The organism is Burkholderia gladioli (assembly GCF_000959725.1).
Taxonomy (GTDB): domain Bacteria; phylum Pseudomonadota; class Gammaproteobacteria; order Burkholderiales; family Burkholderiaceae; genus Burkholderia; species Burkholderia gladioli.
On record NZ_CP009322.1, the window covers coordinates 3,130,888 to 3,157,755 of the forward strand.

At 68.7% G+C, this 26,868-nt stretch carries 23 protein-coding genes; 13 read left to right on the forward strand and 10 right to left on the reverse strand.

Annotation, left to right across the window (positions count from 1 at the left end; genetic code table 11):
* Positions 1-409: 409 nt before the first annotated feature.
* Positions 410-1,957, reverse strand: a complete 1,548-nt coding sequence (locus BM43_RS13590; RefSeq protein WP_036055235.1) for a sigma-54 interaction domain-containing protein — start codon at positions 1,955-1,957, stop codon at positions 410-412.
* Positions 1,958-2,282: 325 nt separating this feature from the next.
* Between BM43_RS13590 and BM43_RS13595 the strand changes: the two genes are divergently transcribed.
* The 3 genes from BM43_RS13595 to BM43_RS13605 all read left to right on the forward strand — a co-directional run bounded on the left by BM43_RS13595 (position 2,283) and on the right by BM43_RS13605 (position 5,454).
* Positions 2,283-3,686, forward strand: coding sequence for a GntP family permease (locus BM43_RS13595; RefSeq protein ID WP_013691633.1), 1,404 nt, complete (start codon positions 2,283-2,285; stop codon positions 3,684-3,686).
* A 329-nt stretch (positions 3,687-4,015) separates the two neighbouring features.
* A complete protein-coding gene (locus tag BM43_RS13600) occupies positions 4,016-4,285 on the forward strand; it encodes a hypothetical protein (protein ID WP_025098459.1) in 270 nt (89 codons plus the stop codon).
* Positions 4,286-4,464: 179 nt separating this feature from the next.
* Positions 4,465-5,454, forward strand: coding sequence for a DedA family protein/thiosulfate sulfurtransferase GlpE (locus BM43_RS13605; RefSeq protein ID WP_036055234.1), 990 nt, complete (start codon positions 4,465-4,467; stop codon positions 5,452-5,454).
* A 40-nt stretch (positions 5,455-5,494) separates the two neighbouring features.
* On the opposite strand, the gene BM43_RS13610 is transcribed toward BM43_RS13605, so the two are convergent.
* Both BM43_RS13610 and BM43_RS13615 read right to left on the reverse strand, forming a co-directional pair.
* On the reverse strand, positions 5,495-6,961 hold the full coding sequence (locus BM43_RS13610) for an OprD family outer membrane porin (protein ID WP_036055233.1): 1,467 nt from the start codon (positions 6,959-6,961) through the stop codon (positions 5,495-5,497).
* A 320-nt stretch (positions 6,962-7,281) separates the two neighbouring features.
* Positions 7,282-7,863, reverse strand: coding sequence for a helix-turn-helix domain-containing protein (locus BM43_RS13615; protein WP_036055232.1), 582 nt, complete (start codon positions 7,861-7,863; stop codon positions 7,282-7,284).
* Between the two features lie 650 nt (positions 7,864-8,513).
* On the opposite strand from BM43_RS13615, the gene BM43_RS13620 reads away from it, so the two are divergent.
* Together BM43_RS13620 and BM43_RS13625 are read left to right on the forward strand one after the other, a co-directional pair.
* Positions 8,514-10,040: a peptide MFS transporter gene (locus tag BM43_RS13620; RefSeq protein WP_036055231.1), complete on the forward strand. Its 1,527-nt coding sequence runs from the start codon at positions 8,514-8,516 to the stop codon at positions 10,038-10,040.
* 102 nt (positions 10,041-10,142) lie between these two features.
* Positions 10,143-10,343 (forward strand): hypothetical protein, encoded by a 201-nt coding sequence (locus BM43_RS13625; protein ID WP_013691640.1) that lies wholly within the window; start codon positions 10,143-10,145, stop codon positions 10,341-10,343.
* Between the two features lie 103 nt (positions 10,344-10,446).
* Here the strand turns inward: BM43_RS13625 and BM43_RS13630 are convergent, their stop codons facing one another.
* The 3 genes from BM43_RS13630 to BM43_RS13640 form a co-directional block, all read right to left on the reverse strand.
* A complete protein-coding gene (locus BM43_RS13630; protein ID WP_036055230.1) occupies positions 10,447-11,568 on the reverse strand; it encodes an OpgC domain-containing protein in 1,122 nt (373 codons plus the stop codon).
* Positions 11,569-11,951: 383 nt separating this feature from the next.
* Positions 11,952-12,851 carry an EamA family transporter RarD gene (gene rarD, locus BM43_RS13635; RefSeq protein WP_036055229.1) on the reverse strand — a complete coding sequence of 300 codons (900 nt, stop codon included), beginning with the start codon at positions 12,849-12,851 and terminating at the stop codon, positions 11,952-11,954.
* Positions 12,852-12,879: 28 nt separating this feature from the next.
* A complete protein-coding gene (locus tag BM43_RS13640; RefSeq protein WP_013691643.1) occupies positions 12,880-13,176 on the reverse strand; it encodes an acylphosphatase in 297 nt (98 codons plus the stop codon).
* Between the two features lie 154 nt (positions 13,177-13,330).
* On the opposite strand from BM43_RS13640, the gene hpnA reads away from it, so the two are divergent.
* Complete coding sequence (gene hpnA, locus BM43_RS13645) at positions 13,331-14,341, forward strand: hopanoid-associated sugar epimerase (protein WP_036055228.1); 1,011 nt, start codon at positions 13,331-13,333, stop codon at positions 14,339-14,341.
* A 575-nt stretch (positions 14,342-14,916) separates the two neighbouring features.
* Complete coding sequence (locus BM43_RS42695; RefSeq protein ID WP_445979249.1) at positions 14,917-16,089, forward strand: hypothetical protein; 1,173 nt, start codon at positions 14,917-14,919, stop codon at positions 16,087-16,089.
* A gap of 96 nt (positions 16,090-16,185) precedes the next feature.
* Here the strand turns inward: BM43_RS42695 and BM43_RS13655 are convergent, their stop codons facing one another.
* A complete protein-coding gene (locus BM43_RS13655; protein ID WP_013691646.1) occupies positions 16,186-17,364 on the reverse strand; it encodes a glycosyltransferase in 1,179 nt (392 codons plus the stop codon).
* A gap of 368 nt (positions 17,365-17,732) precedes the next feature.
* On the opposite strand from BM43_RS13655, the gene ispH reads away from it, so the two are divergent.
* Together ispH and hpnH are read left to right on the forward strand one after the other, a co-directional pair.
* Positions 17,733-18,674 carry a 4-hydroxy-3-methylbut-2-enyl diphosphate reductase gene (gene ispH, locus BM43_RS13660; RefSeq protein ID WP_036028579.1) on the forward strand — a complete coding sequence of 314 codons (942 nt, stop codon included), beginning with the start codon at positions 17,733-17,735 and terminating at the stop codon, positions 18,672-18,674.
* Between the two features lie 10 nt (positions 18,675-18,684).
* The gene (hpnH, locus tag BM43_RS13665; RefSeq protein ID WP_013691648.1) at positions 18,685-19,845 is read left to right on the forward strand and encodes an adenosyl-hopene transferase HpnH; all 1,161 of its coding nucleotides are present in this window, start codon (positions 18,685-18,687) and stop codon (positions 19,843-19,845) included.
* Between the two features lie 103 nt (positions 19,846-19,948).
* On the opposite strand, the gene BM43_RS13670 is transcribed toward hpnH, so the two are convergent.
* Both BM43_RS13670 and BM43_RS13675 read right to left on the reverse strand, forming a co-directional pair.
* Positions 19,949-21,277, reverse strand: coding sequence for an MFS transporter (locus BM43_RS13670; RefSeq protein ID WP_036055226.1), 1,329 nt, complete (start codon positions 21,275-21,277; stop codon positions 19,949-19,951).
* A 148-nt stretch (positions 21,278-21,425) separates the two neighbouring features.
* Positions 21,426-22,511 carry a tartrate dehydrogenase gene (locus BM43_RS13675; RefSeq protein WP_036055225.1) on the reverse strand — a complete coding sequence of 362 codons (1,086 nt, stop codon included), beginning with the start codon at positions 22,509-22,511 and terminating at the stop codon, positions 21,426-21,428.
* A 112-nt stretch (positions 22,512-22,623) separates the two neighbouring features.
* Between BM43_RS13675 and BM43_RS13680 the strand changes: the two genes are divergently transcribed.
* From BM43_RS13680 to BM43_RS13695, 4 genes are all read left to right on the forward strand, one after another.
* Complete coding sequence (locus BM43_RS13680) at positions 22,624-23,658, forward strand: LysR substrate-binding domain-containing protein (protein WP_036057070.1); 1,035 nt, start codon at positions 22,624-22,626, stop codon at positions 23,656-23,658.
* A gap of 160 nt (positions 23,659-23,818) precedes the next feature.
* Entirely contained in the window at positions 23,819-24,391 is a 573-nt protein-coding gene (locus BM43_RS13685; RefSeq protein WP_036055224.1) for a chromate transporter, read from the forward strand.
* Between the two features lie 10 nt (positions 24,392-24,401).
* Positions 24,402-24,938 (forward strand): chromate transporter, encoded by a 537-nt coding sequence (locus BM43_RS13690; protein WP_013691653.1) that lies wholly within the window; start codon positions 24,402-24,404, stop codon positions 24,936-24,938.
* A 487-nt stretch (positions 24,939-25,425) separates the two neighbouring features.
* Positions 25,426-25,710 (forward strand): hypothetical protein, encoded by a 285-nt coding sequence (locus BM43_RS13695; RefSeq protein WP_042284692.1) that lies wholly within the window; start codon positions 25,426-25,428, stop codon positions 25,708-25,710.
* 122 nt (positions 25,711-25,832) lie between these two features.
* Here BM43_RS13695 and BM43_RS13700 read toward each other — a convergent pair whose 3' ends face one another.
* Positions 25,833-26,711 carry a PilZ domain-containing protein gene (locus tag BM43_RS13700; RefSeq protein ID WP_036055223.1) on the reverse strand — a complete coding sequence of 293 codons (879 nt, stop codon included), beginning with the start codon at positions 26,709-26,711 and terminating at the stop codon, positions 25,833-25,835.
* Between the last annotated feature and the right edge of the window lie 157 nt (positions 26,712-26,868).

Sequence of the window (26,868 nt, forward strand, 5' to 3'; positions counted from 1 at the left end):
CTGGCCGGCGCGCCGCCGGCGACGGCGCGAGTCGCACCGGCCTTCGGTTCGCCGTCCCTCGCATCGCGGCTCGGCCGGCGAGCCCCGCCGCCGCTGGCGGCAGGGCGGAAGCTCGCGCGCGTCGCGCCAACTCGCGCATTCGGCAGTTCAACGAAGTATTCATATCGATATGTCCACCGACATTGCCGGGATGCTGCACTGCGATTGATTAATTTTCAATCGTAATTGTGTAGAAAATCTTATTCGTCTGACATACAGGTCCGTATCGGATTGTTATCGAAGCGTCAATAACACGCGGATATGACACATGCGGCGCAAGGAATGCCGGCAATGAGGAATATTCCGTAATCAGGATTGTCGCGCGCATCATTTCGCCTTATCGATAGCCGACGCGCCGCCGAGTCGATCTTCAGGCGTCGAGGCCGAGCGCGGCGATCTTCTTGTAGAGCGTCGCGCGGCCGATGCCGATCCGCGCGGCCGCCTCGGCGACGCGGCCGCCGCTGGCCGCCAGCGCCTCGCTCAAAAAGCGGCGCTCCCAGTCGGCGAAGGCCGCTGCATAGGAAACCGTTGCCGGCGCAACCATCGCGCTCGGCGCCCGATCGGCCAGGGCGGCATCCCCCGCATCAGATTCGCCGGCGTCGAGCGCGAAGGCACGCGCCTCGCGCATCCCGCCCGGCTCCTCCGGCAAACCGCCGCTCGCCGGCCCCGTCGCGCCAGCCGGCAGGGCGATGCCGACGAAGGGTGCCAGCACGCGCGCGTCGATCACCGCGCTGTCCGACAACATCAGCGCCCGCTCCAGCGTGTTGCGCAACTCGCGCACGTTGCCGGGCCAGGCATGCGCGGCGAGCAGGCGCAGCGCGTCGGCGGCCAGCGTGCAGTGCGCGGCATGGCCGTGTTGCGCGGCCAGCTCCTCGAGCATGGTGTAGACCAGCGCCTCGATATCGGAGGCGCGCTCGCGCAGCGGCGGCAGGTTCAGTGTGAGGACGTTCAGCCGGTAATAGAGATCGGCGCGGAAGCGCCCGGCGGCGACCAGCGCCGGCAGGTCGGCCGAGGTCGCCGCGATGATGCGCACGTCGGCGCGCACGATGCGGTTCGAGCCGACCGGCTCGAACTCCTTGTCCTGCAGCACGCGCAACAGCTTGCCCTGCAACGGCAGCGGCATGTCGCCGATCTCGTCGAGCAGCAGCGAGCCGCCGTCGGCCAGCTCGAACTTGCCGACCCGCCCCTTGCGATCCGCGCCGGTGTAGGCCCCCGGCGCGGCGCCGAAGAACTCGGTTTCCAGCAGCGCGTCGGGGATCGCGGCCACGTTGACGGTGACCAGCGGCCGGGCCGCGCGCGCCGAGGCGGCATGGATCGCGTGCGCGAGCAGCTCCTTGCCGGTACCGGTTTCGCCGAGCAGCAGCACCGGCGCGTCGACCAGCGCCGCGCGCCGCGCCTGGCGCTTGGTTTCCAGGCTGGCCGCGCTGGTGCCGACGAAGCTCGCGAAGGTGTACTTGGGGCGGCGCGCCTGCGCCAGCGAGCGCTGCGCGGCCAGCAGGTCCTGTTGCACCTGCATGTAGCGCGCGAACAGCGGCGTCAGCGTCTTCAGCTCGTCGAACAGCGCGAAGCCGATCGCGCCGACCGTCTCGCCGGCCTCGTCGACCAGCGGCAGGCGCGTGACCACCAGCGGTTCGCGGCCGGTCTCCATGATGTCGAGCAGGATCGGCCGCCCGGTGGCGACCACCTCGCGCATCAGGCTGTGCGGGATCACCGCCTCGCAGTCCAGCCCGATCGCCGTCCTCGGATCGGCGAAACCGAAACGCGCGGCATAACGCGAATTGATCCAGACCACGCGCGCGTCGCGATCGACGATCAGGGTGCCGGCGCTCGAATGCTCGAAGGTGCGGAACAGCGATTCGGCCGCGCGCGTGAGCACGTCGCCGTAACCCGCCGGCAGGTTCGACCAGTCGTTCATCATGGTGTCGTCGTCTCCGATTTATCTTCGGATAATTAAGCATCGTCTCCAAATCGAGACGGATTGTCTCACCAAAGAGATGCCCGCCAATAAAGGCCCGGCGGGCTTTTCCTCGGGTTTTGTCGGAATCGGGCGACAGGTCAACCGGCATTTCGTCTCGAAACCGGGACGGCTTGAGTAGAATCGATCGGCGGCGGCCGGCCAAGCTGGCGCCAGCCTGCCGGCGCCCAGTCGGCAAGGGCACTGGCACGGAAACTGCACCACTGCGGCGCCCCACGCACGGGCAACCGCATCGACAGAATCAGAATCAAACAATCAGGAGACTCACTTGTCCTTCATCATCGTCCTCGCCGCCCTGGCGTTCCTGATGTTCGCCGCCTATCGCGGCTACAGCGTGATCCTGTTCGCGCCCGTCGCCGCCCTCGGCGCCGTGCTGCTGACCGATCCCGCCGCCGTCGCCCCCGTCTTCTCCGGCATCTTCATGGACAAGATGGTCGGCTTCGTCAAACTCTATTTCCCGGTGTTCCTGCTCGGCGCCGTGTTCGGCAAGGTGATCGAGCTGTCGGGCTTCTCGGAGGCGATCGTCGCCGCCGCGATCCGCTACATCGGCCGCTCGCGCGCCAATGCGGTGATCGTCGCGGTCTGCGCGCTGCTCACCTATGGCGGCGTCTCGCTGTTCGTGGTGGTGTTCGCCGTCTACCCGTTCGCGGCCGAACTGTATCGCCAGAGCAATATCCCGAAGCGGCTGATGCCCGGCGCGATCGCGCTCGGCGCCTTCTCGTTCACGATGGATTCGCTGCCGGGCACGCCGCAGATCCAGAACATCATCCCGACCACCTTCTTCAAGACCACCGCCTGGGCCGCGCCGGCGCTCGGCACGATCGGCTCGGTGTTCATCATCATCGTCGGCCTGAGCTACCTGGAATGGCGCCGCCGCTCGGCGATGGCCAAGGGCGAGGGCTACGGCACCTCGCTGGTCAACGAGCCGGAGCGCGTCGAGACCAGCTCGCTGCCCAACCCGGTGCTGGCGATCGCGCCGCTGGTGCTGGTCGGCGTGGCGAACTTCGCGCTCACCAAGTGGATTCCGCAATGGTATGGCGACGCCAGCTACACGGTGCCGCCCGAGGTGCTGCCCGGCCTGCACGCGCCGATCGCCACGCCGATCAAGTCGCTGGTGGCGATCTGGTCGGTGGAGGCCGCGCTGCTGCTCGGCATCCTGCTGGTGGTGGTCACCGCCTTCAAGCGCGTCAGCGCGAAGTTCGCGAGCGGCACCAAGGTGGCGGTCGGCGGCGCCCTGCTGGCGGCCATGAACACCGCCTCCGAATACGGCTTCGGCGGCGTGATCGCGGCGCTGCCCGGCTTCCTGGTGGTGAGCGACGCGCTCAAGAGCATCCCGAATCCGCTGGTCAACGCGGCCGTGTCGGTCAGCTCGCTGGCGGGCATCACCGGCTCCGCCTCGGGCGGCATGAGCATCGCGCTGGCGGCCATGTCGGACCTGTTCATCAAGGGCGCGCAAGCCGCGCAGATCCCGATGGAAGTGCTGCATCGCGTGGTGGCGATGGCCAGCGGCGGCATGGATACGCTGCCGCACAACGGCGCGGTGATCACGCTGCTGGCGGTCACCGGCCTGACGCACCGCGAGTCGTATCGCGACATCTTCGCCGTCACGGTGATCAAGACGCTCGCGGTGTTCTTCGTGATCGGCGTCTACTACGCCACCGGGCTGGTCTGAGCACGGCGCCGGCGCAAGCTCGGCGACGATCGCCGCCGGGCAACATCCTGGTGCATTCGTCGCAAGGATGAGGGCCGCGAGCGCGGCCCGATCCCGCGCGGACCGCGCCTCGGGCAGCGCCGGATCCGCATCGATTTTCCGTCGCGCCGGCTCGCGCGCCGCGCCTCGTCGAAAGCGGCCCGTGTGAAGCCGATATGTCATACCAGCCGGCGCTTTCACGCCGTTGCACGGCTTGAAATTCTGGTTGCGAATGGCCGGTTCGCGTTACACTGCGTTCAAGCAGTTCGCAGCACGACATCTTCCATTGACACGATACGAGGACCTGTTCGATGCGCACTACCGGTGCTTCCGGGGCGATGACCCTCCTGACCGAACTGGATTCGGCCGACGGCCGCGAGCTGCGCTCGCTGCGTCTCGAGGCCACCGAGGACGGTAAAAGCGTGCTGCTGATCGAGGTCGACGAGCGCAAGCCCGGCATCCATCGTGAAGTGCGTTACGAAATCACGCCGGCCGAACTGATCGCCGCGATCCGTTCGCACGGCGCCGAGCTGCCCGGCGAATCCCACGGCGCGGGCAACTTCGCGCGCAGTCCCTCCTGAATTCCCCCGGCTTTTCCCCCGCCCTTCCCCCGATTTCCCGCATCCAACGGTGAGCAAGCGCCCCGCGCGCTGCTCACCGCTTCACGGCAGTCGAGAATTCGACTCTCCATTGACTTGAAAATGGTCGATAATCGGCGCATCTAGTCAGCCCCATCCCTCGTCGCCGCGTCCCATTCGCCATGCTGCATGACCTCGTCGCCCAGTACGGACCGCTGATCGTGTTCGTCAATGTGCTGGCTGCCGCGCTCGGCCTGCCCGTGCCCGCGATGCCGACGCTCGTGCTGTTCGGCGCGATGGCGACCATGCATCCCGACATGATCGGCATCCAGTTGGTGCCGGTGCTGCTGCTGTCGGTGCTGGCGGCGGTGCTCGGCGATTCGGCCTGGTACCTGGCCGGGCGCCGCTTCGGCGGACGCACCCTGAAGACGATCTGCCGGCTGTCGCTGTCGCGCGACAGTTGCGTGAAGAAAACCGAGCAGTTCTTCGGTCGCTGGGGCGTGCGCGTGCTTGCGATCGCGCGCTTCGTGCCGGGCCTGTCGCTGGTTTCGGTGCCGATGGCGGGTGCGCTGGGCACCAACTACCGCACCTTCATCGGCTATGACGCGCTCGGCGCGCTGCTGTGGGCGGCCGTCGGCCTGCTGATCGGCCTGCTGTTCGCCGCCCAGATCGACTGGCTGTTCTCCAGCGCGAGCCAGTTCGGCCAGGTGGCCCTGGTGCTGATCGGCGCCCTGCTGGTGCTCTACATGAGCATGCGCTGGAACCGCCGCCGCGCGCTGCTGCGCCAGCTCGCCAGCGCGCGCATCGACGTCGACGAACTCGACCGGCTGCTGCATGCCGACCCGGCGCGCCTGCCGGTGATCATCGACGTGCGCACCGTCGAGCATCGCCGCCTCGATCCGTTCTCGATCCCCGGCGCGCTGTTCTTCGACGAGCGCCATGTGCGCGAGCTCTCGCAGCGTTATCCGCTGTCGCAGAAGTTCGTGATCTACTGCTCCTGCCCGAACGAAGTGTCGGCCGCGCTGATGGCCAAGCGCCTCACCGACTTCGGCTTCACCGACGCGCTGGCGCTGCGCGGCGGGCTCGACGCCTGGCGCGATACCGGCCGCCAAGTGGAGGGTGCCACGCCCGTCGAGCCCTCGCCCGTCACGCCGGCGCCGAAGGCGGCCTGAGCCGCGCCGCCTTCGCTTTCCCTGCTGTTCCTTCCCGTTCTCAGAACACCGTCACCGGCAGGTTCACGACCAGGCGATATTCCTGGTTGGTGCTGTCGGAATAGTGCGCCGAGCCGACGTGCCACATCGCGATGAAGGTGATCTTCGTGTCCTTGAAGCGGCCGCTCTGGATCGTATAGGACGGAATGAAGCCGAACTCGTGATGGCGGCCCTGCACCGGCTGGCCGTCCTTCCAGTAGATGCCCGAATGCGAGGGATCGTTGGCGGCGCCCACCGAGCCGTCGGCGCCCCAGCCCGTCAGCCCCCAGACCATCGCCTTGAAGCCGGGCAGGCCACCGTCCTTGCCGTAGAACGTGTAGCGCAACTGCAGCGATTTTTCGTGCGGCGCGTTGTAGTCCACGTCCATCGAGTTGGTCAGGAAGATGCCGTTGGTTTCGTTCAGGTAGTCGAAGAACTGGTCGCCGAGCACCTGCTGGAAGCCCAGCAGCAGTTCGTGCGGGCCATGCTGCGCGGCCAACGACAGGCTGTAGGCGTTGTTGTTGATGTAGCCCTGGCGCGCATCGCCCGTGTCGTGCGTCGAGTAGACGTTGCCGAAGCCGGTCCACTTCACGCTGCTCGGCGAGCCGAAGCTCTGCCGCACCGACGCGTAATACTGGTTCCAGACGTTCTCGGCCTGGTTCGCGTAGAGCGCGACGCTGCCGGTCGGCAGGTAGTCCCAGGTGCCGCCCACGTAGCTGAGGCGGTCGATGCGGGTGCCGCCGTATTGCGAGGTCAGGTTGATCAGGGTCGAGCGGCCGCGCGCGTCTGTCTTGGTGAAGCTGCCGCCCTCCAGCATCACGTTCTTGAATTCGTTGCTGACGATGGTGGCGCCGAGGAAGGTCGGCGGCAGCGCGCGATTGTCGTGCGGCTCCATGAACGGGTTGTCGACGATCTGCAGACCATACTTGACCACCGTGTTCGAGATCCGCGCCTTCACGTCGTAGATGCCGGGATAGGCCCAGGCGAGCTGGTTCGAACCGCCGCCGCCCTTGGCGACGTGCACCATGTTGCCGGCGCCCGCGCCGCCGTCGAGCTTGAGCGCGGCATACACCGAGGCGTCCACGCCGAAGCCGATCGGCCCCTGCGTGTAGCCCGACTCGTAGTTGGCCATCAGCGCCTGGATCCAGGCGTGACGATGCGGGCCTTCCTTGGCGTCGAGCACGTCCGAGTAATTGCGGAACATCAGCTCGAGGTGGCTGTCCTTGATGAAGCCCTGCGACTTGGCCTGCGCCGAGAGATCGACGTTCGGCGTCGGCGAGGGCGCCTGGTTCGCCTCGGCATTGATCACCGCGTTGGGCGTGGTGGCCGGCTGCGCGGCATCGCGGGAAATGCCGGCCGGCACTTCGGGCGGCTCGTCCGCGAAGGCGGGCGCCGCGGAGACGCCGGCGATACCGGCGAGCACGGGCAGGGCAAGGGCGAAACGGCGGGTGGACGACGTGCGCGACGTCGTCGAGGTGGTCTGATTCATCGACTCGTTCTCTCTCAGATATGTCTGGCGTGCGCCGCCGCGCACCCGCGCCACCGCATCGCGCGATAGCACGTGGGGACCACGTGGAGAACGCGCGCGCGAACGACGTCCGCGCGGCCTCGGAAGAAACGCGGCGGACGTGATGAAACGGAACGGGGAAGAAGACGGCGCAGCGAACCGGGTTGCTGCGTTCTATTCGTTACGGCCAGGAAAACGGAATCGATCCGTCGTCGGGTTTGCCGTGCATGTTAGTGATCCTGATTTGTCTCCAAATGGGTAAGCCGTGCGGAGCGACGACGGATTACCCGGCCTGCGTAAAACTAGAACAATCGAGGTGTGCCCACCCAGACCACCACCGATTCGTGCTTCGCGGTGTTGACCCAGCTATGCGGCACGGTCGACAGGTAATGCGCGCTGTCACCGGCTTGCACGACAAACGTCTTGCCTTCCAGCGTCAGCGATACTTCTCCCTCGATCACGTAGACGAATTCCTCTCCCGCGTGAGTCGTGACTTCCGAGCGCTTCTGTCCCGGCGGCATGCGCACGAGAATCGCATCGAGCTGCCGGCCGGCCGAGACATTGGTCATCCGTGCGAACAGATTCGCCGAATCGGAGAAACTGAAGAATCGCAATTGATCGCCGCGGCACACCGAGCGTTCCTCGCTCGGGGTCTCGACGAAATACTGCACGTTCACGCCCAGCGCACGCGCGATGCCGGCCAGCGAGGTGAGCGACGGCGAAGCGAGACCGCGCTCGACCTGGGACAAAAACGGCTTGGAAATACCCGCGGCTCCGGCGGTTTCGTCGAGCGTGCGCTTCAAGCGCTGCCTGAGCGCCCGAATCTTTCCGCCCAATTCGACGGCCGCATTCTGGGCCTGCGTGTTTTCAGTGGAAGCAACCATAACAGGCCGAAATCTTATCGTCAAAAAAAGTTTGATGGAAAGTAACGAAGTTTGATTGATATAGCTTAATCTTCGTCTTCGTGACCGGTATCAACGACACGGCCTGCGCCCTGGCGCACCCCGCGCAACGCTGCTGCGACGCGTAATCTTGCCAGACTCGACACGGGAATTTGTGCACGATTCGTGGCTTATCCCGCCTCGAAGCCCTGCCGAGGTCGGTTTCACGTCGTTGAAAACGGATCATCCATCCCGCGGCTGCGGGAATACCCGAAGTGACGGATGGCGAGCGGCTCGTGAAAAATCCCGGCCGCCCGGCAAAGCGCGACGACCTCGTGCTTACACCGTTGTAATGGTCCTCGCGCGCAGTCCACCGATTGCCCGCCACCTTGTTCATGCGTCCCTATCCGGTCGCCCTGGTAGTCGTATTCGAAATGAAAGCTGTCATTGCCCTTACGCGATCGAATCGCGCATGCGCCGCCGCCTGCCTCGCGCGGCCGCCACGCAGGTGCCGCCGCCATCACGCGAGCACCGCGCCGCCCACCTGACCGATCCCCTCATGCCGACCGGCAGCCTTCCGGCGCCGCGTCATTCCGAGCTTGCCGCCGGCCTCGCGCGCGATGCGGCACAAAAAACGATATTCGAGGATAACGATGTCAGTCTCAACACCCGTATCAAAAACCCGCTCGTTCGCAACAGTCTTTCTGATCGAAATGTGGGAGCGCTTCGGCTATTACGGCATGGTCGCGCTGATGGTGCTGTTCATGGTCGAGAAGCTCGGCTTCGACGACAGCAGCGCCAACCTGATCTGGGGCGCGTTCGTCGCGCTGATCTACGCCTCGCCCTCGATCGGCGGCTGGATCGGCGACCACGTGCTCGGCTCGCGCCGCTCGATGGTGATCGGCGCGGTGGTGCTCGGCGTGGGCTACCTGATGCTCGCGATGCCCACCGACAATCTTCAGTTCCTCTACGCATCGCTGGGCGTGATGGTGGTCGGCAACGGCCTGTTCAAGGCCAATGCCGCGAACCTGGTGCGCCGCATCTACGAAGGCGACGACGCGCGCCTCGACAGCGCGTTCACCATCTACTACATGGCCGTCAACATCGGCTCGACGGTGTCGATGCTGGTCACGCCGTGGATCAAGGATCGCTGGGGCTGGCACCCGGCCTTCGCGGTCTGCTGCGCGGGCATGGCGGTCGGCGTGATCAACTACCTGCTGATGCATCGCACGCTGGCGCGCGTCGGCTCCAAGCCCGACGACCAGCCGGTGCGCTGGGGCCGGGCGGGCGCGGTCGCGCTGGGCGGCATCGCGCTGGCGCTGGTCACCACCTTCCTGCTCGGCCACAAGGCGCTGGCGGTGGCCGCGGTGTGGACCGCCGCGGTGGTGGTGCTGGGCATCTTCCTGTACATGATCGTCAAGGTGAACCGCTCGGAGCGCTCAGGCCTGATCGCGGCGCTGGTGCTGATCGCCCAGGTCATCCTGTTCTTCATCTTCTACCAGCAGATGTCGACCTCGCTGACCTTGTTCGCATTCCGTAACGTCGATCCGCGCTTCACGCTGTTCGGCACCACGCTGTTCAGCTGGAGCGCCGGCCAGTTCCAGGCGCTCAACCCGATCTGGATCATGCTGCTGAGCCCGGTGCTGGTGTGGATCTACAACTCGCTGGCCAATCGCGGCGTCAACGTGCCGGTGGCGGTCAAGTACATGCTCGGCTTCGCGGTGGTGGCGGCGGGCTTCTTCGTGTTCGCCGCGAGCGGCAGCTTCGCGGTGGACGGCCGCGTGTCGTCGTGGTTCATGGTGGGCGGCTACGGCCTCTACTCGCTCGGCGAGCTGCTGGTCAGCGGCCTGGGCCTGGCGATGATCGCGCGCTACGTGCCGGCCCGCATGGGCGGCTTCATGATGGGCGCCTACTTCGTGGCCACCGGCATCTCGCAGTACCTCGGCAGCGTGGTGGCGAACCTCGCCAAGATGCCTTCGCACGACCTGCCCGCCACGGCCTCGCTGCCGCTCTACGTGCACCTGTTCACGACGCTGGGCTGGGTGGCGGTGGGCGGCACCCTGGTGTCCTGCCTGCTGCTGCCGCTGATGGCCAAGCTCTCGCTCGCGCATCACAACGCATCGACCGAGCGCAAGAACGGCAACGACGCGCTGCAGGCGAGCGGCGCCGCGGCTCAGTAATATCCCTCGGCGCGCGGCTTGCGCGCCACAGTCGGCCGGCAGGCCGGCCGCGTGCGTCCTACACTGGAAGCAGCCCGCTGATGGGCCTTGCTGGAGAGTGAGATGAACAAGAGGACCACGCGGATCGTGCGCCTGCTCGCCGACATCCGCCGCGCGCAGCATTGCACCGCGCTACGCGCGGCGCGCGCGGCGGCCGAGGTGGACGCCGAACTCGCGCGCGCCGCCGATCCGGAGCCCGAGGACGAGGCTTCCCGCGACGACGACTCCCCCGACACGCCCTCCCGTATCCGCTCACCTTCGTAGCGATACGGCGAGCGCATCACGCTGGCGGCACATCAGCTGCCGGCGCCACGGCCCTCGCCACGGCGGGCCATGCCTGCCGCGTGCCACATGCGCGCGACGCCGTTCAGGCCGGCACGCGCCGCAGCCGCTGCCACCATCCTCCCGAACTCGCCAGCGTCAGCAGGCAGCCGAGCGCGATCGCGTCGGCCGCGAAGCCGATGCCGATCGGCGAGAAGTGCGGGCTCAGCGCAGCGCGATGCAGCAGCGAATCGAGCGTCAGCGAGATCGCCGTGCCCACCACGTAGCAGACCAGCCCGCGCTGCCCGACCGCCACCACCGGCTGCACCGCGCGCGCGAGCTTGCCGACCCAGCCCAGGCGCATCAGGTCGGCCATCAGCCAGGCGATCGCCAGGAAGCTGACCACCCGCGACCAGGCGAGGTCGCGCTTGAGCAGGCCCTCGGGCAGCGGCAGCCCGGAGAACAGCTTGTAGTAGGCGCACACGGCCACCACGCCGAGCGCGATGCCGGTCAGCACCGCGCCGCCCGGCCGCGCGGCCAGGCTGCGATAGACCGGCTGGCAGCGCACCAGCGCGCCGAGCACGAACATCAGCTGCCAGGCGAAGGGATTGAAGCTCCACTTGAACGAAGGCGTGTCGAGCAGCTCGGCACCGAGCCAGCGCGAGGCCAGCCAGGACGCGAGGCTGCCGGCGAACAGCCAGGCCGGCCAGCGCCGCGCGAGCGGCACGATGGCCGGCGTGGCCAGCGCGAACAGCACGTACATCGGCAGCACCGAGGCCAGGTAGGGCTGGCGCTGGAAGGTCAGCACCTCGACCAGGCCGGTGAGCGGCGTGGCCAGCATCACGCTGACGTCGTCGAGCGCGAGGTTCGGCGACTCGATGCCGAAGTGGTCGAGCACCGCCGAGACCACCAGCATCAGCGTGGTGGTGGCGAGAAAGGCGCGATAGATCTGCACCGCGCGCCGCAGGAAACGGCGCCGCGCCACGTCGGTGCCGTGCCGCTCCGACATCGCCACGAAGGCGCTGGCCGCCGCGAAACCGCCGAGGAACACGAACACCTCGGCCGCGTCGCAGAGCGCGTAGGAATGCAGCGTGATCTTCGAGATCATGCTGCCGCCGATGTGGTCGACCACGATCATCAGCAGCACGATGCCGCGGAAGAAATCGATTTCGATCAGGCGGCCGGAACGCGCGGGCGGCACCGGCGGGCGCGCATCGCTCAGCGCCATGATCGCGTACCGGGTCGGATCGGCGCGCGCGAGACGGCCGACGGCTCAGCGGCAAGGGAAACGAAAGACAGCGGGGACGGCGCGAGCGAATACGCGGCGATACACGTATGCCTGTATCGCGTGCGCAGGCGCGCCGGGGCGAAGACTGGACCGTTCATCGGAAGACCGCATACGAGAGTTCGACGGTCCAGAAAGTCTAATCGCCGCCTAGGGCATACCCTAAGTAACAAAGTGCAACGAATTCTTCCGATTGATGACTGTCGGCCTTGCCAGACAAGCGTCAGCGATCCGTCATCGTTTCCGTCGGAAGTTACGTTGGATAACGAATCAATCGACACGGCGCGCACGGAAATCGCTACGCGAATCGCAACGACGGCACCGCTTCAGTGGGCCCGCACGCGACGCATCACCAGGTAGCTATGCCAGGCCGTCAGCGCCACCGCCACCCAGATCGGCCCGTAGGTGCCGAGCTGTTGCGCGCTCAGCGATTCGCCGAGCAGCAGCACGGCCACCGCCACGATCAGCACCGGCTCGACGTAGCCGAGGATGCCGAACAGCGCCATCGGCAGCATCCGGCTCGCCTTCAGGTAGCAGCCCAGCGCGAGCGTCGAGAGCACGCCGAGGCCGGGCAGCAGCACGGCGGCCAGCAGCGTGTGGCCGGCCAGCGGCGTGCCGACCGTGGCCAGCGTGAGCAGCGCCACCGGCAGCAGCGCGATCATCTCGACCGCGAACAGCGTGAGCGGTTCGATGTCGATACGCCGGCGCAGCATGAAATAGGGCGGATAGCCGAGCGCGACCAGCAGCGTCGGCCAGGCGAAGGCGCGCGTGGCCCACACTTCGTGCAGCACGCCCAGCGCCGCGAAGGCGATCGCGCACCATTGCAGGAGGCTCAGCGATTCGCGATAGACGAAGCGGCCGACCAGCACCATGGTCAGCGGCAGGAGAAAGTAGCCGAGCGAGACCTCGAGCATGCGCCCGTGCAGCGGCGCCCACAGGAACAGCCACAGCTGCACGCCGAGCATCGCGGTGCCGGCCAGCACCATGAGCGCGATGCGGCGCTCGCCGAACAGGCGCCGCACGAAGCGGAGCAGCTCGCCGAAACGGCCGCGCATGGCCACCAGCGCGAGCGCGCCGGGCAAGGTCCAGACGATGCGCCAGGCGAAGATGTCGAGGCCGGTGAGCGGCGCCAGCAGCTTGGCGTACACCGACATCAAGGCGAACAAGGCGGAAGCCGCCACCGACAGCGTGAGGCCGCGCCGGGCTTCCGGGAAATCCTGAATCATGGGTCCTGCCGAATCGAAGACAGCGCGGTCAGTTCTGCTGGAAACGCTCGAAACGCTTGTCGGTCCGCCGCTCCTCGAACTCGACCTCGCTCACGCGCGCCGCCGGCGGCCCGTGCCGCAGCCAGGCCAGCATCCGGTCGATCTGCGCGGCGGGGCCCTGGATCATCGCCTCCACCGAGCCGTCCTCGAGATTGGCGACCCAGCCGCGCAGCTTCAGCGCGTGGGCCTCGCGCACGGTCGCATGGCGAAAGCCGACGCCCTGCACGACGCCACGCACCCGCACGTAGATCGTTTCCACCCGTTCGTCGAGATCCTTGCCGCTCATGTCGCTCCCCATCCAATTGCATCAAAGCCCCGCATTGTAGTCGTCCCGCATGGCATCCGCCGCGGGCCGGCGCGGCCGCGCAGCACGTACAATCGCGCATCACACGCACAACCGCCGCGCGCCGCCTGCCGGCCGCGCGGCCCAGAGGACTGGCATGACAGACACACAACGCGATCTCGTACTCGTCACCGGCGCGTCCGGCTTCGTCGGCTCCGCCGTCGCGCGCATCGCGCAGGCCAAGGGTTATGCCGTGCGCGTGCTGGTGCGCGCCTCGAGCCCGCGCACCAACCTCGCCGAACTCGACGCCGAGATCGTCACGGGCGACATGCGCGACGAGGCCTCGATGCGCGCCGCGCTGCGCGGGGTGCGCTACCTGCTGCACGTGGCCGCCGACTACCGGCTGTGGGCACCCGACCCGCTCGAGATCGAGCGCGCCAACCTGGAGGGCGCGGTGGCCACCATGCGCGCCGCGCTGGCCGAGGGCGTCGAGCGCATCGTGTACACCAGCAGCGTCGCCACGCTCAAGGTGACCGGCTCGGGCGCCTCGACCGACGAAACCTCGCCGCTCACCGCCGAGCAGGCGATCGGCGTCTACAAGCGCAGCAAGGTGCTGGCCGAGCGCGCGGTGGAGCGGATGATCGCCGAACACGGGCTGCCGGCCGTGATCGTCAATCCGTCCACGCCGATCGGCCCGCGCGACGTCAAGCCGACGCCGACCGGGCGCATCATCGTCGAGGCCGCCACCGGCAAGATCCCCGCCTTCGTCGATACCGGCCTGAACCTGGTCCATGTCGACGACGTCGCCCAGGGCCATTTCCTCGCGCTGGAGAAAGGCCGCGTCGGCGAGCGCTACATCCTCGGCGGCGAGAACCTGCCGCTGCAGCAGATGCTGGCCGACATCGCCGGCATGACCAACCGCAAGCCGCCCACCATCGCGCTGCCGCGCGCGCCGCTCTACCCGATCGCCTACGCGGCCGAGGCCATCGCCAAGTTCACCAAGCGCGAACCCTTCGTGACGGTGGACGGTCTGAAGATGTCGAAGAACAAGATGTACTTCACGTCGGCGAAGGCCGAACGCGAACTCGGTTACCGCGCTCGCCCGTATCGCGACGGGCTGCGCGATGCGCTCGACTGGTTCCGCGAGGCAGGCTACCTGAAGCGCTGACACGCGCCGAAGCGGCGTGCCGCGCGGCCCCGCGCGCACTTTGTTACACGTGCGGCTCGAAACGCGCACGATGCAACGGGTAAAATCGCGGGTCCTACGTAGAGAAGGCACGCATGAACCTGAACGACCAGATCGACGCGCTCGGTGCGGGCATCGATCAGCTCATCCAGACCGCGCGGACGACGGCAGACGCCGCCCGGACCGCCGGTGAGGAAGCGAGCGCCGCACGCGCCGCCGCAGACCAGATTTCCGCAGAACGCGCGGCCATCGACGCCGCCGCGGCCCAGGCCGCCGCCGATCGCGCGGCCACCGAAGCCCTCCATGAACAGATGCGCGCGGTGCAGGCTGCCGCCGAATCGGCCGCCGCCCAGGCGGTGATCGACAAGACCGCCGCCGAGGCACTGGCCGCCGAGCTGGCTCGCGATCGCGAGGCGGTCGAGCTGGCTGGCCGGCAGGCCGCCGAGGCGCGCGAAGCGGCCGACGCGGCGGCGAAGCAAGCCGCCGTCCAGCATGATGCCGACGCCGAGGCAGCGGCAAAGCAGGCTGCCGCCGATCGCGAAGCCGCCGAGGCTGCGCTGAAACAAGCCGCTGCCGAGCGCGAAGCGAGCGAAGTTGCCGCCAGGCAAGTCGCCGCTGACCGTGAGGCAGCCGAAGCCGCGCTCAAGCAGGCCGCCGCCGAGCGCGAGGCGAATGAAGCCGTCGCCAGGCAAGTAGCCACCGATCGCGAAGCCGCCGAGGCTGCGCTCAAGCAGGCCGCCGCCGAGCGCGAGGCGAATGAAGCCGCCGCCAGGCAAGTAGCCACCGATCGCGAAGCCGCCGAGGCCACGCTCAAGCAAGCCACCGCCGAACGCGAGGCGAGCGAAGCCGCCGCCAGGCAAGCGGCAGCGGATCGCGCGGCAGCCGCCGAACACGCATCGCGCCAGCCGGCTCAGGCCAATGCGCCGGCGGCGCTCGCGCAGCCCACGGCCATCGCCGGCCAATCGACCGAAGCCGCCGAAGCCGCGCAGCAGGCCCTCGAGCAAGCCGCGGCCGACCGCGAAGCAGCCGAAGCTTTGATGCAACAGGCCGCCGCCGACCTCGACGCGGCCGAAACGGCGCGTCGCCAGGCCAGCGCGGACCGCGAGGCCGCCACCGAAGCCGCCGAGCAGGCCGCGCGCGCCCACGAGGCGGTCGAGCTGCAGGCCGCCCAGCTGAAGACCGAACGCGCCGCGCTGGCCGACGCGAGCGAACAACTGGCGGCCGCGCAATCGGCCGCCACGCTCGCCGCGGCGGACAAGGCCGCGGCCGAGCGGCTCGCCGCCCAGGCCGCCTCCGACAAGGCCGCCGCGGAACAGGCCTTGCGCGAGGCCGAGCAGAAGGAAGCCGCGCTCGAGCAGGCAGCCGCCCAGGCTCCCGCCGAAAAGCCGGCAGGCGAAGCCACGGCAGCCGATACGAAGCTGGTGGTGGCCCGCCCCGCGCAGGATGCGCTGACGCTGGCGATCGGCGGACGCGAAATCCCCTTGACGCCGGTGCAGCTGAGCCAGTTGATCGAGGAACTCGCGCACGCGCGCGCCTCGATGACGCCCGAGCAGCCGAGCGGCCTGCCGACCGGCTGGCGCTTCGTGTCGACGCGCAATCCGATGATGGCGGTGCAGAAGCAGGCCAACGGCGACCGCCTGCTGGTGGCGCGGCATACCGGTTACGGCTGGGTGCCGTTCACCTTCTCGCCGGACACGGTGATCCAGATGTACATGCTGCTGACGCAGTAAGCGCCGCGCGCCGGAAAGCCAAACGGCACACGATCTCGCGATCGTGTGCCGTTTTTTATCCTGCCTTGCGCCGCGCGTCGGGCCCGGCGCAGGCGTTCAGCGCTCCACCGGCGCCTGCACGCGCGCCTTCCACTGGCCGCCCTTGCCGCGCCAGTAGCGCCAGGCCGAGGCGAAGGTCGCGCCGTTGTAGAACAGCGCCACCAGCGGCAGCGCCGGCGCCCACAGCAGCGAGCGCCGGTAGTAGGCCAGCATCGGCGCGTAGGCCGCGCTCATCGCCGCCCAGGCCAGCCACGCCGGCCAGGCCCGCGCGCCGTAGGCGAGCGCGGCCAGCGGCGGCAACAGGTAGATGATCGACATGCCCAGCAAGGTGCCGGCCAGCAGCAGCGGCGAGTAGCGCAGCTGCGTGAAGGCGGTGCGCGCGATCATGTTCCAGATATCGCGCCAGCTATCGTAGGGCCGCAGCGACACGCTGCGATCGGCCAGGTCCAGGCGGATCGGATGATGCCGGCCGCCGCGATGCTTGATCTGCGCGGCCAGGCTGCAGTCGTCGATCAGCGCGCCGCGGATCGACTCGATGCCGCCCGCCTCCTCCAGCGCCGCGCGCCGCACCAGCATGCAGCCGCCCGCCGCGCCGGCGGTCTTGCGGCGCGTGTTGTTGATCCACGAGAACGGATAGAGCTTGGCGAAGAAGAACACGAAGGCCGGGATCAGCGCCTTTTCCCAGAACGAGTCGCAGCGCAGCCGCACCATCAGCGAGACCAGGTCGCGGCCTTCGGCCTGGGCGCGCGTGACCAGTTGGGCCACCGCGTCGGCGGGATGGCCGATGTCGGCGTCGGTCAGCAGCAGGTAGTCGGCCGGCAGGCCCAGCGTGCGCACCGCAGCGATCCCCTGCGACTGCGCCCAGACCTTGCCCGACCAGCCCGGCGGCAGCGGCTGCGCGCCCAGCACCGTGAGCCGGTCGGCGCGCTGCGCGGCCAGCGCGGCCGCGCGCGCGGCGTCCGCCGTGCCGTCGGTGCTGTGGTCGTCGACCACGATCACATGGAAGGCACCCGCGTAATCCTGCCCGACCAGCGAGCTCACCGCCTCGCCGATCACGTCGACCTCGTTGCGCGCCGGCACCACCACCGCCACCGCCGGCCAGTCGCCCTCACCGCGCGCCGAGGCGGGCAGCGGCCCGGCCGGCGTGGCGCGCCAGAAGCCGCCGCGCGCGAACAGCAGCACGCACCAGATAATCAGGGACAGGCACGAAAGGCCAAATACGATCTGCAGCGTCATGCCCGCTCCCCGGCCGACTGCCCGCGCCCGAACCTGCCGCGGCACGGCGTGCAATACGGGGATACATCCTTGAATTCGACTTCCATCGGTCCGCCTGTGAGGCCCGCGCAGCCGCCTTCCGCCGCCGGGCGCGTTCAAAACCGCGTAGTGTAGCCGGGTTCCGGCGCAGGGGGCGGCGCGGCCGGATTTGGGCGCATTGCAACACCTTACGGGCCGGGGAAAGCACGAGATGGCCGATAGCGTTAAAATGCGCGATTAATTTTGGATGCCGGTAAATTCGAACCGGCATTGATAATCATCAAGTTGGGGCGATCGGGCCGGCTAGCCGGCCTTCTCGAACCCCGCGTTGTCGTCGGAGTTCGCCCTTTATGCGAGTTATTCTTGCCCAACCCCGGGGCTTCTGTGCGGGCGTGGTGCGAGCGATCGAGATTGTCGACCGCGCGCTGCTGCAGCACGGCGCGCCCGTCTACGTCAGGCACGAGATTGTTCACAATCGCCATGTCGTGGACAACCTGCGCAACAAGGGGGCGAAATTCGTCGAGGAACTCGACGAGGTGCCGCATGGCGCCGTCGCGATCTTCAGCGCGCACGGCGTCGCGCAGGCGGTGGAGAAGGATGCCGAGGCCCGCGGCCTCGACGTGCTCGACGCCACCTGCCCGCTGGTCACCAAGGTCCATGTGCAGGGCCGCCAGTACGTGTCGGCCGGCCGCCGCCTGATCCTGATCGGCCATGCCGGCCATCCGGAAGTCGAGGGCACGGTCGGGCAGATCCCGGGCGAGGTGATCCTGGTGCAGAGCGAGGCCGAGGTGGCCCGGCTCGAGTTGCCGATCGACACGCCGGTGGCCTACGTGACGCAGACCACGCTGTCGGTCGACGACACGCGCGGCATCATCGAGGCACTCACGCGCAAGTTCACCGACATCGTCGGCCCGGACACGCGCGACATCTGTTATGCCACCCAGAACCGCCAGGCCGCCGTGCGCGAGCTCAGCAGCCAGGTGGACGTGCTGGTGGTGGTCGGCGCGACCAACAGCTCGAACTCGAACCGCCTGCGCGAGATCGGCACCGAAAGCGGCGTGCCGAGCTACCTGGTGGCAGACGGTTCGGAAATCCGCGCCGAGTGGTTCGCGAATGCGCAGACGGTCGGCCTGACGGCCGGCGCGTCCGCACCCGAGGAAATGGTCGAGGACGTCATCGCCGCGCTTCGCGCGCTAGGCCCTGTCGAGGTCGTGACGATGGCGGGCCGCGAGGAAAAAGTCGAATTCAAGCTGCCGGCGAAGCTCACGCAAGCCGTAGCCCGCGAAGTTTAAGGAGGACATCTTGTCTATTCCGCTGCTCCAGCAAGTCCGTGTCGGCGCATACATCATGCGCAACCATCTGTCCGGCAACAAACGCTACCCGCTCGCGCTGATGCTCGAGCCGCTGTTCCGCTGCAACCTGGCCTGCAACGGCTGCGGCAAGATCGACTATCCGGATCCCATCCTGAACCAGCGCCTGTCGGTGCAGGAATGCCTGGAAGCCGTCGATGAAGCGAATGCGCCGATCGTCTCGATCGCCGGCGGCGAGCCGCTGCTGCACCGTGACATGCCGGAAATCGTCAAGGGCATCATGAAGCGCAAGAAGTTCGTGTATCTCTGCACGAACGCGCTGCTGATGGAAAAGAAGATGGACGAGTACGAGCCGAGCCCGTACTTCGTCTGGTCGGTCCACCTCGACGGCGATCGCGAGATGCACGATCACGCGGTGTCGCAGGAAGGCGTGTACGACAAGGCCGTCGCGGCCATCAAGGAAGCCAAGCGCCGCGGCTTCCGCGTCAACATCAACTGCACGCTGTTCAACGACGCGATCCCCGAGCGCGTCGCCAAGTTCTTCGACACACTCAAGCCGATCGGCGTGGACGGCATCACCGTCTCGCCGGGCTACGCCTACGAGCGCGCGCCGGACCAGCAGCACTTCCTGAACCGCGACAAGACCAAGAACCTGTTCCGCGAGATCTTCAAGCGCGGCGACGGCGGCAAGCGCTGGTCCTTCAGCCAGTCCTCGCTGTTCCTGGACTTCCTGGCCGGCAACCAGACCTACAAGTGCACGCCCTGGGGCAACCCGGCGCGCACCGTGTTCGGCTGGCAAAAGCCGTGCTACCTGGTCGGCGAAGGTTACGTGAAGACCTTCAAGGAACTGATGGAAACCACCGAGTGGGACAACTACGGCGTGGGCAACTACGAGAAGTGCGCGGACTGCATGGTCCACTGCGGCTTCGAGGCCACCGCCGTGGTCGACACCATCACGCATCCGCTGAAGGCCTTCGCGCTGAGCCGCAAGGGCATCAAGACGGAAGGCGCGTTCGCCCCGGACATCCCGATCGACAAGCAGCGCCCGGCCGAGTACGTGTTCTCGCGCCACGTCGAGATCAAGCTCGAGGAGATCAAGATCGCCGGCAAGGGCAAGCTGCAGAAGTCGGCGAAGGCCGCCAGCGCGGCCTGAGCCCGAGCGCTTCGCCCCGGCGAGGAATCGGCGACAGCATGACGAAGGGCGCCCCGGAGCAATCCGGGGCGCCCTTCGTGCTTGATGGCCTGGTGAAGGCGGATCAGCGCTCGCGCCGCCCCGCCGCGAGCGCGGCCGCGCCAGCCGCCGGCGCCGCCTGCCGCGACTGCCGGGCCAGCACCAGGGTGAGCACCGCCGACAGCGCGAGGCTCGCGCCCACCACGTAGAGGCCGGCCGCGTAACCGCCCGTCACGCCCTTGAGCCAGCCGATCGCGAACGGCCCAACGAAACCGCCGAGGTTGCCGATCGAGTTGATCATCGCGATCCCGGCCGCCGCGCCCGAGCCCGACAGGAACAGGCTCGGCATCGCCCACAGCGGCGCCTTGGCGGCGCTGATGCCGACATTGACCACCACCAGCGCGGCGATCACGCCGACGATGGTGCCCGAGCCGCCCGCGAACACGAAGCCGACGCAGGCCAGCGCGCAGGGAATCACCACGTGCCAGGTACGCTCGCCGCTGCGATCCGAATGGCGCGCCCAGAGGATCATCGCCACCACCGCGAGCACGCTCGGGATCGCGTTCAGCAAGCCGGTCTGCAGGCTGCCGAAGCCGTATTGGCGGATGATCAGCGGCGCCCACAGCCCGAGCGTGTAGAGCCCCGCCGAGGTGCCGAAGTAGATCAGCGCGAGCGCCAGCACGCGCGGGTCGCGCAGCGCGGCGATCGGGCCGATGGTGTGGCCCACGCGCGCCTGGCGCGCATCGGATTCGCCGCGGAGCTTGTCGATCAGCCAGGCGCGTTCCTCGTCGGCCAGCCAGCGCGCGTCGGCGGGCCGGTCGGTCAGCGCGCGCAGCACCACGAAGCCGAGGATCACCGCCGGCACCGCCTCGATCACGTAGAGCAGTTGCCAGTCGGCCAGGCCGAACATCGGCGGCAACTGCATGATCGCGCCCGACAGCGGCGAGCCGAGCGCCGTCGAGATCGGCGCGGCCGCCATGAACCAGGCCGCCGCGACCGCGCGCTGGCGCGTCGGGAACCACTGCGCGAGGTAGTAGATGATGCCGGGGAAGAAGCCCGCCTCGGCCACGCCGAGCAGGAAGCGCACCGAGTAGAAGCTGGCCGGCCCGGTGACCAACGCCGAGGCCGCCGAGACGATGCCCCACGAGATCATCACGCGCGCGATCCAGACGCGCGCGCCGACCTTGCTGAGGATCAGGTTGGACGGCACCTCGAACAGGAAGTAGCCGATGAAGAACAGCCCGCCGCCCAGGCCGAAGGCGGTGGGCGTGAGGCCCAGCGCGGCATTCATGGTCAGCGCGGCGAAGCCGACGTTGACGCGGTCCAGGAAGCTGACGAAGTAGAGCAGCATCACGAACGGAATGATCCGCCACATGAGCTTGCGGGTGACGCGGCGCTCGAGATCGGTTTGCATGCATGTCTCCTGCGGCCGCGCGGCACGGCATCGCGCCGCGGGCCGGATGTTCGGGTGCGTCGGGCTCTCGTCGATCCTGCTCGGCCCTGATCGCGATAGCGGCGCGTCCCCGCCGCCGTGCAGCCGGGGCGCGCCGCCTGCGGCTTGCTCAGGCGGCCACCGCCGCGCCGTGCGCCACCAGCGCGCAGACCGCCTCGGTCACCTGCTCGGTGCGCGCCTGGCCGCCGAGATCGCCGGTATGCAGCGCCGGGTTCGCGGTCACCGCCTCGACGGCGCGCATCACGCGCGCGGCCGCCTCGGGCTCGCCCAGGTGCTCGAGCAGCATCACCACCGACCAGAAGGTGCCGATCGGGTTGGCGATGCCCTTGCCCATGATGTCGAAGGCCGAGCCGTGGATCGGCTCGAACATCGAGGGATAACGGCGCTCGGGATCGATGTTGCCGGTCGGCGCGATGCCCAGGCTGCCGGCCAGCGCGGCGGCCAGGTCGCTGAGGATGTCGGCGTGCAGGTTGGTGGCGACGATGGTGTCGAGCGAGGCCGGGCGGTTGATCATGCGCGCCGTGGAGGCGTCGACCAGCTCCTTGTCCCACTTCACGTCCGGGAATTCCCTGGCGACCTGGGCGGCGATCTCGTCCCACATCACCATCGCGTGGCGCTGCGCATTGCTCTTGGTGATCACCGTCAGCAGCTTGCGCGGCCGCGACTGCGCGAGCCGGAACGCGAAGCGCATGATCCGCTCGACGCCGGCGCGCGTCATCATCGACACGTCGGTGGCCGCCTCGATCGGGTGGCCCTGGTGCACGCGCCCGCCCACGCCTGCGTATTCGCCTTCCGAGTTCTCGCGCACGATCACCCAGTCGAGGTCGCCCGGGCCGCAGCGCTTGAGCGGCGCGTCGATGCCGGGCAGGATCCGCGTCGGCCGCACGTTGGCGTATTGGTCGAAGCCCTGGCAGATCTTCAGGCGCAGGCCCCACAGCGTGATGTGGTCGGGCACGTCGGGGTCGCCGGCCGAGCCGAACAGGATCGCGTCCTTGTCGCGCAGCGCGTCGAGGCCGTCGGCCGGCATCATCACGCCGTGCTGGCGGTAGTAGTCGGCGCCCCAGTCGAAATCCTCGAAGTCGAAGCGAAAGCCGGCGGCGGCGGCGGCCAGCGCCTCGAGCACGCGGCGGCCGGCGGGAATCACTTCCTTGCCGATGCCGTCGCCGGGAATGGTGGCAATCCGGTAGGTCTTCATGCGGGTGTCTCCGATTGACAGTCTGTTGGTGAACACACGGTAACGCGCCGGCCGCCGCGAAAACCGGTGCTAGACTCAAAGCATCTTTAACTTCAATTCACAAGTGAGCGCCGTGAACGATGCCGTCCAGCCCGCTGATCTCGCCTTCTTCTCGACGCTGGCCGCCTCCGGCAGCCTCAGCGCCGCCGCGCGCGAGCTGGGCCTGACGCCGGCCGCGGTCAGCAAGCGGCTGGCGCAGATGGAGCAGCGCGCCGGCGTCGCGCTGGTCAACCGCACCACCCGGCGCATGGCGCTCACGCCCGAGGGCGAGGTCTACCTGGAACGCGCGCGGCGCATCCTCGACGAGATAGAGCAACTGGGCGAGCTGCTGTCGCGCTCGAACGACCGGCCGCGCGGCCTGCTGCGCGTGAACGCCACGCTCGGCTTCGGACGCAGCGCGGTGGGCCCCGCCATCTCGCGCTACGCGCGGCGCTATCCCGAGGTAGAGGTGCAGCTGCAGTTGTCGGTCACGCCGCCGCCGCTCACCGACGACAGCTTCGACGTCTGCATCCGCTTCGGCGAGCCGCCCGACACGCGCGTGGTGGCGCGGCGCCTCGCGCCGAACCGACGGCTGCTATGCGCTTCGCCCGCCTACCTGGCCGAGCGCGGCATGCCGCGCAAGCCGGCCGACCTGGCGCGCCACAACTGCATCGGCATCCGCCAGGGCGACGAGGCCTACGGCGTCTGGCGGCTGACCCAGGCACGCGGCGCCGCGCGCGCCACCGAGGCGGTGCGCATCGGCGGCAGCCTCACCACCAACGACGGCGAGATCGCCGTCAAGTGGGCGCTCGACGGGCACGGCATCCTGATGCGCGCCGAATGGGATATCCACGACTACCTGGCCGACGGGCGCCTGGTGCTGGTGCTGCCGGGCTACGAAACGCCGGCCGCCGATATCTATGCCGTCTATCCGCGGCGCCTGCAGATGTCGGCGCGGGTGCGCAGCTTCGTGGATTTCATCGCGGGGGAGTTCGCCCAGCCGCGCGTGCTGTCGGTGCCGGGAGCCGCGCCCGGGGCGAGGGCGAGAACGGCAGGCGACACGCCGGCCGCCGCGCGCGACGCCGCAACACCGGATCGGCCGCCCAAGCGCCGTCGCCCGGCACGATAAGGCCCGACGAGGCGGCAAGACGCGGGCCGCCGCATCCCGCGCCGCGCCTGCCCGCGACCATCCCGGATTGCCGCCCGGCGCGCCGCGATGCTATCGTCGGCCGGTGCGGCACGCAGGCAGCCGCACTTCGCCCCGCCCGCCACCGCCCGCCCGGTTCCCGATGACAGCCAGCACGCCCGACCCGCAGCGGCCGACCACCCTCGGCCTGTTCCTGATCTTTTCCCGCATCGGCCTGACCAGCTTCGGCGGCGGCCTGAGCGGCTGGTTCATGCGCGAGTTCGTCCAGGATCGCGGCTGGCTCAGCGAGCAGGAATTCCTCGACGGCCTGGCGCTGTCGCAGGCGCTGCCCGGCGTCAACGTGAAGAACCTGGCGATCTGGATCGGCTATCGGCTGTGCGGCTGGCCCGGCGCGATCGCCGGCTTCTGCGGCATCATCTTCCCGCCCGCCGTGGTGATCGTGCTGCTCGGCCTGCTGTTCGCCGAGATCACGCGCTATCCGATCGCGCATGTCGCCCTGGCCGGCGCGGCCGCGGCCGCGATCGGCCTGTCGCTGTCGATGGCGCTCACTGCCGCGCGCCGCCTGCCGCGCCGCGTGGTGCCCTACGCGGTGTTCGCGGCCACCTTCGTGGCGGTGGCGGTATTCAAGGTGCCGGTGCTGTGGACCGTGCTGACGGCCGGCGTGCTCAACGTCGGCTACGAGTACCGGCGCCTGCGGCGCGGCGGCGGCGACTGAGGCCGGCACCATGTCCCGTACCCTCTACGCGCTGTTCGCCATGTTCGCGCCGCTGTCGGTGGCCACCGTCGGCGGCGGCCAGACCATCATCGCCGACATGCAGCGGCAGGTGGTCGACGTCCACCACTGGATGACGCACGCGCAGTTCGTCAACGATTTCGCGATCGCCCGGCTGGCGCCGGGCCCCGGCTCGCTGCTCGCCACCCTGGTGGGCTTCCAGGTGGGCGGCGTGGCCGGCGCGCTGGTGGCCACGCTCGCGCTGTTCGGCCCGACCGCCTTCCTGATGATCGCGGTGGCCCACATGACCTCGCGGCACCACGACGCGCCCTGGCAGCTCGCGCTGCAGGCCGGCCTGCGGCCGGTCGCGGCGGGCCTGATCCTGGCGGCCGTCTATACGCTGGTGCAGGGGCTCGACGGCGGCTGGATCGCGATCGCCACGGCGCTGGTGTCCACCGCGCTGGTGATGCGCACGCGCGTCAATGCGCTGGTGCTGATCGCCGGCGGCGCGGCGCTGTTCGCGACGCTGCATGCGCTGGGCGTGCTCTGAAACAGCGGCACGGCGCGATCCGGACCAGCGCGACGCGCAGCCGCCAAAACACGACATGCGACAGACATTGCCGTGAAAATAAGCGCCAGCGCATATCCAAACCGCCTGTCATGGGACACAATGGATTCGTTGGGCGCTGCCCCTAGGTGCCCAACCTGCAGAGTTGAGACGATTAGCAGGCCGCTCCTCGCGAGCGGTCTCTTTTTGTCCGCGCGGCCTCGATCACCGCCACGGCCTCGACGATCCTGCGCCGCCCCTCGTCCCCCTTCCGTCGCTCCCTCCCGCCGCGTCGATGTCGCCATCCCCGGCGCCTCGCGTCACCGCCTCACGTCACCGCCTCACGTCACGTTACGCGGACGTAACACCACCACCGCGCGCCAGCCCATTTGTTAAATCCAGGCCTTGATTCCACACGTTTTTTTTGATTGGCATCCTTATTGCATAAAAGCCTGCAACACCGCCAATCACCACGTATGTGGAGCTTCACATGGACATCGCAGGCGTCGCCCACCCGCTGCTGGATATCAACGACTTCGACGTGATCGACGGCGATACGCTGATCATGGAATCGCGCAGCGCCGCGCCGGTTCGCGCCGAGGCACTGCCCGGCGTCGACCTGCCGCCGCTCACGCTCTACGGCGCCTATCGCCAGGGCGTGGCCGACTACTTCGCGCGCCGATCGAATCCGTATCGCCTCGGCAGCCGGCTCGCCGATGTCTGGCAGGAAGGTCGGCTCGAGGCCGCGACGCGCAGCACGCGCCGGGCACACTGACACAGGACCGGGACGACGATGGCGCGGCAGCGCCGCCATCGCGCATCACCGGGCTTCGGCACCCGCCCCGCGGCCGGAGCCCGGATCGAGGATCCAGGCGGACAGCACAACAGGCAAACCGCTCAGGCGGAAACGGACCAGTCGAACAGCGCCGCCTTCAGGCGCGTGATTTCCGCCTCGGCCATCGCGTCGAGCGCGACATGATGAAGCCAGGCCGGCTCGGCCTCGAGCTGATGCGTCAGCCCGCGCAGGCTGCCGGTCAGCGTCAGCGCTTCCACCGCGCCATCGCTGGCCGCCACCGGCAGCGTGACGCGCAGGCTCTCCCCCACCTTGCCCAACTCCCGGTCGACCGCGATCGACAGGCCGCTCGGGCTCACGTCGAGCACCAGCCCCGTGCCCCGCGCGCTAGACAGCACATAGCGCGCGGCGAGCCGCACCGCGACGCGCGTATCGCGCCGCTCACGCACGCGCTTGAGCTTGCCGGGCGCCGACAGGATCAGGTACGGCGCCGGCTCGAATGCCACCGCCTCGACGAAGGCCGTGAACCAGTAGACCGCCGACCGCCCGATCGCCATCGCCTCGATCGCCTCGCCTGGCGTCAGGTCCACCGCGCGCGGCTGCAGGGGCCGCACGAACAGCGGCCCGGCCGGATGCACGCCGAACACCCGGAAGCGGCTCATCTGGCGCGTCGAACCCGCGCGCCGGCGCAGGCCGAGCGTCGCGTCGGCGGGCAAGCTCAGGCGCGGCGCGGCAGGAGCCGCTTCGGACGGCGCGGCCCCGTCCGGCGCCTCGCCCGCTTGCGGTGCTGCTTGCGGCGCGTCGCCATCGGCGCGGCGCGCGGGCGCGAAACGCGCGAACAGGAACGCGATCTCCTCGGCATCCAGGCTCGCGCCGGCCTGCATCAGCGGCGCGCCGCCGGCATCGAACAGCGGCCACGGCAGGGGCTCGCCGGCTGTCAGCTCGGATTCGGCGAGCAGCAGGACGGAACGGTTTTCGGACATCGGGACGGCACTCCGGACGAAATGGATTCGATTCGTATGACGGCACGATAAGGGAAAACCTGAGAGGGGTATCGCCGGAAACGCGGGGCGAGCCGTTGCGCGCGCATCGATATGCGCCGCGACGACGGCCTGACGAGAGAAGCCGGCGCAAGCTCGC

Excerpts from the sequence above, each read along its gene's own strand:
- BM43_RS13590 (WP_036055235.1), bottom strand. The coding sequence starts at position 1,957 with ATGATGAACGACTGGTCGAACCTGCCGGCGGGTTACGGCGACGTGCTC.
- BM43_RS13600 (WP_025098459.1), top strand. The coding sequence starts at position 4,016 with ATGCGCACTACCGGTGCTTCCGGGGCGATGACCCTCCTGACCGAACTG.
- BM43_RS13605 (WP_036055234.1), top strand. The coding sequence starts at position 4,465 with ATGCTGCATGACCTCGTCGCCCAGTACGGACCGCTGATCGTGTTCGTC.
- BM43_RS13610 (WP_036055233.1), bottom strand. The coding sequence starts at position 6,961 with ATGAATCAGACCACCTCGACGACGTCGCGCACGTCGTCCACCCGCCGT.
- BM43_RS13615 (WP_036055232.1), bottom strand. The coding sequence starts at position 7,863 with ATGGTTGCTTCCACTGAAAACACGCAGGCCCAGAATGCGGCCGTCGAA.
- BM43_RS13620 (WP_036055231.1), top strand. The coding sequence starts at position 8,514 with ATGTCAGTCTCAACACCCGTATCAAAAACCCGCTCGTTCGCAACAGTC.
- BM43_RS13625 (WP_013691640.1), top strand. The coding sequence starts at position 10,143 with ATGAACAAGAGGACCACGCGGATCGTGCGCCTGCTCGCCGACATCCGC.
- BM43_RS13630 (WP_036055230.1), bottom strand. The coding sequence starts at position 11,568 with ATGGCGCTGAGCGATGCGCGCCCGCCGGTGCCGCCCGCGCGTTCCGGC.
- rarD (WP_036055229.1), bottom strand. The coding sequence starts at position 12,851 with ATGATTCAGGATTTCCCGGAAGCCCGGCGCGGCCTCACGCTGTCGGTG.
- BM43_RS13640 (WP_013691643.1), bottom strand. The coding sequence starts at position 13,176 with ATGAGCGGCAAGGATCTCGACGAACGGGTGGAAACGATCTACGTGCGG.
- hpnA (WP_036055228.1), top strand. The coding sequence starts at position 13,331 with ATGACAGACACACAACGCGATCTCGTACTCGTCACCGGCGCGTCCGGC.
- BM43_RS13655 (WP_013691646.1), bottom strand. The coding sequence starts at position 17,364 with ATGACGCTGCAGATCGTATTTGGCCTTTCGTGCCTGTCCCTGATTATC.
- ispH (WP_036028579.1), top strand. The coding sequence starts at position 17,733 with ATGCGAGTTATTCTTGCCCAACCCCGGGGCTTCTGTGCGGGCGTGGTG.
- BM43_RS13670 (WP_036055226.1), bottom strand. The coding sequence starts at position 21,277 with ATGCAAACCGATCTCGAGCGCCGCGTCACCCGCAAGCTCATGTGGCGG.
- BM43_RS13675 (WP_036055225.1), bottom strand. The coding sequence starts at position 22,511 with ATGAAGACCTACCGGATTGCCACCATTCCCGGCGACGGCATCGGCAAG.
- BM43_RS13685 (WP_036055224.1), top strand. The coding sequence starts at position 23,819 with ATGACAGCCAGCACGCCCGACCCGCAGCGGCCGACCACCCTCGGCCTG.
- BM43_RS13690 (WP_013691653.1), top strand. The coding sequence starts at position 24,402 with ATGTCCCGTACCCTCTACGCGCTGTTCGCCATGTTCGCGCCGCTGTCG.
- BM43_RS13695 (WP_042284692.1), top strand. The coding sequence starts at position 25,426 with ATGGACATCGCAGGCGTCGCCCACCCGCTGCTGGATATCAACGACTTC.
- BM43_RS13700 (WP_036055223.1), bottom strand. The coding sequence starts at position 26,711 with ATGTCCGAAAACCGTTCCGTCCTGCTGCTCGCCGAATCCGAGCTGACA.